This window comes from Streptomyces sp. YS-3 (assembly GCF_045257485.1).
Classification (GTDB): domain Bacteria; phylum Actinomycetota; class Actinomycetes; order Streptomycetales; family Streptomycetaceae; genus Streptomyces.
On sequence record NZ_JBJHPC010000747.1, the window covers coordinates 1 to 2,926 of the forward strand.

The 2,926-nt window shown below is 76.0% G+C and carries 1 protein-coding gene; it reads right to left on the minus strand.

The window, feature by feature from the left end; translation table 11 throughout:
- A partial coding sequence (locus ACJA3G_RS34215) for an amino acid adenylation domain-containing protein (protein ID WP_406556924.1) occupies positions 1 to 2,852 on the minus strand: 2,852 nt, incomplete at its 3' end.
- Positions 2,853 to 2,926: the final 74 nt, after the last annotated feature.

Sequence of the window (2,926 nt, forward strand, 5' to 3'; positions counted from 1 at the left end):
GGCGGGGCGAGGTGCGCCACGATGTGCTCGAACGGGACGTCCTGAGCGGCCACCGCACCCAGAACCGTCTCGCGCACCCGCCGCACGAGCCGGCGGAAGGTGGTGCCCTCGGGCACCCGGGTGCGCAGCGGAACGGTATGTGTGAACAGGCCGATCAGGTCGGCGGTGTCCGGGCTGTCGCGGCCCGCCAGCAGCGTGCCCACCACGATGTCCCGGGTGCCGGAGCGGCGGTGGACGAGCGCCGTGAAGACGGCGAGCAGCACCATGAACGGGGTGGCGCCCTCCGCCACGGCCAGCTCCCGCAGCCGTGCCGCGGAGCCGGCCGGGACCGCGAACGGGCAGCGCACCGTGCCCTGACCGCCCGTGGGAGGGCCGGTGGGCAGCCGGGTGACGGGCGGCGCTCCCTCCAACTGCCGCTCCCAGTAGGAACGTTGTTCACGCGTCCGGCGTTCGGCGTCCGGGTCGTCTCCGGGGGGCGGCACACTGCCGGCCGGCAGGGAGGGCAGCGGCGGCAGCGCCGCGGCGACTCCGGTCACGGCCTCGTCGTGGAACGCCGCCAGGTCCCGGAAGAGCACGTCCATCGACCATCCGTCGAAGACGATGTGGTGCAGGACCAGCACCAGGACGTGGTCGTCGGCGGCGATCCGCAGCAGGTGCGCGCGGACGAGGGGGCCGCGTCGCAGGTCGAACGGTGCTGTGGCCAACTCCTGGAGTTCCCGCTCCAGTTCGCCTTCGGAGTGGCCGCTCAGATCCCGGCGGTCCAGGGGGAAGGCCTCGGCGGTGGCGGGCGGCGCCGTCCGCTGGACGGGCCCGCCCGCCGTGGTGGCGATGGTGGTGCGCAGGGCGGCGTGCCGTCCCACCGTCCGCCGCAGTGCCCGCAGGAGGTGGCCCATGTCGAGCGGGCCGCGCAGACGCAGCGCCACCGGCTCGTGGTACGCGGCGCTCGCCGGGTTCCTGCGGTGGTGCAGCCACATACGCCACTGCGCCGATGACAGCGGGGACTCGGCGCCCGTGTCCGTCGCCTTCACCGGGCCGTCGGCGCGCGTGCCGTGGCGTCGGCGCGAGATCACGTCGGCCATCGCCCGTACGGTCGGCGCGTCGAACACGGTCCGCTGCCGTACGTCCGCCCCCAGGACCTCGCGCAGATGGGCCGCGAGCCGGGTGGCCGTCAGGGAGTCACCGCCCCGGTCGAAGAGGCTGTCGTCGAGGCCGATCAGCGGTACGTCGAGCGCCCACGCCCAGAGCGCGGCGAGGGCGGCCTCCAGCGCGGTCCGTGGTGTCTCCCCCGACGGGCCGGCAGGGTCACCGTCCCAGGGCATGGCCCGCAGCGCCTGACGGTCCACCTTGCCGTGGGCGGTTCGCGGCAGGTCGGGCAGGGCCGTCAGACGGGCGGGGACGAGCGCGGGCGGCAGCGTGGCGCGCAGATGGGCGCGCAGCCCGGCCTCGTCGCGCCGCTGGTGCCAGACCACGCACGCGCACAGCTGGTCGTCCCCCCGTGCGGTGGTGCGGGCCAGCACGGCGCTCTCGGTGACGCCCGGGTAGCGGCCGATCGCCGCCTCGATCTCGCCCGGTTCGATGCGTACGCCCCGCAGGGTGATCTGGTGGTCGACGCGCCCCAGGAACTCGATGTTGCCGTCGGCGCGCTGCCGGGCGAGGTCGCCCGTGCGGTACATGCGCGCGCCCGGCCGGTCGGTGAACGGGTCGGGCGGGAAGCGTTCGGCGGTGAGCTCGGGCTGCCCCACATAGCCGCGCGCCAGCGTCTCTCCGGCGAGGTGGAGCTCGCCGGGCTCGCCCGGGGCCACCGGCCGCCCCCCGGCGTCGAGGATGTGGACGCGTACGCCGGGCAGCGGGGTGCCGACGGGCAGGCGCGTCCAGGTCCGCAACTCGTCCGGGGAGACGTCGGGTTCGTACAGCAGTTGGGAGACCGTGCCCTCGGTGGCGCCGTACTCGTGCACCAGGCGCACCCCGGTGGCCAGCCAGTCCGCCGCCCGGTCGGGCGCGGCCTGTTCGCTGCCCACCACGAGCAGCCGCAGCGAGGCGGGCGGGCGCAGGGTGCCGTCCCGGCTCAGCTCGCGCAGCCACTCGTACCAGAGGGTCGGGGTGAGCTGGAGGACGGTGACGGCGTACGTGTCGACGGCGGTACGCAGTCCCGCGCTGTCGGCGAGGGCGTCGTCGGGGTCCATGACGAGGCAGGCTCCCGCGGCCCAGGTCGAGAACATCTCCTCGGCGGCGACGGAGAAGCCGGGGGAGGCGAACTGCAGGACGCGGTCGTCGGGGCCCAGGTCCAGACGGCGGCCGATCTGCACGGCGAGGTTGGCGAGCGGCCCGTGTTCCAGGCCCACGGGCTTGGGCCGGCCGGTGGATCCCGAGGTGTACGCGATCCACGCGAGGCGGCGCGCGAGGGGCGGGTGAGGGGGCGATCCGGCGTCGGCGCCCGGCCGTGGCACGGTGTCCCGCGACGGGTGGGCGCCCGGCTGAGGCGGGGGCGCCGGGCGTTCGTCGGCTTGGGGCTCCGCTGCCGCCGGGTCGGTGCTCTCGGGGTCCACGTACAGGACGGCCGCGGTGTGCGGGCCCAGGCCCCGTGCCAGTGCGCGCCGGCTCAGGACCAGCGGGGCGCCCGCGTCGTGCAGGGCCTGAGCGAGCCGGCCGGGCGGATGGGCGGGGTCCAGCGGGACACAGGCGCCGCCCGCCTTGAGCACCGCCAGACAGGCCACGGCCAGCTCGGGCGAGCGCGTCAGATGCACCCCCACCGGGACCTCGGGGCCCACCCCGTGGTGGCGCAGTCGGCGGGCGAGACGCTCGGCCCGCTGGTCCAAGCGGGCATAGCTGAGGCGTTCGGTCCCGCACAGCACGGCGTCGGCGTGCGGTGTGCGCGCCGCCCGCTCCTCGACGAGACGGTGTACGGCACCGGAGAGCGGGTCCGGGG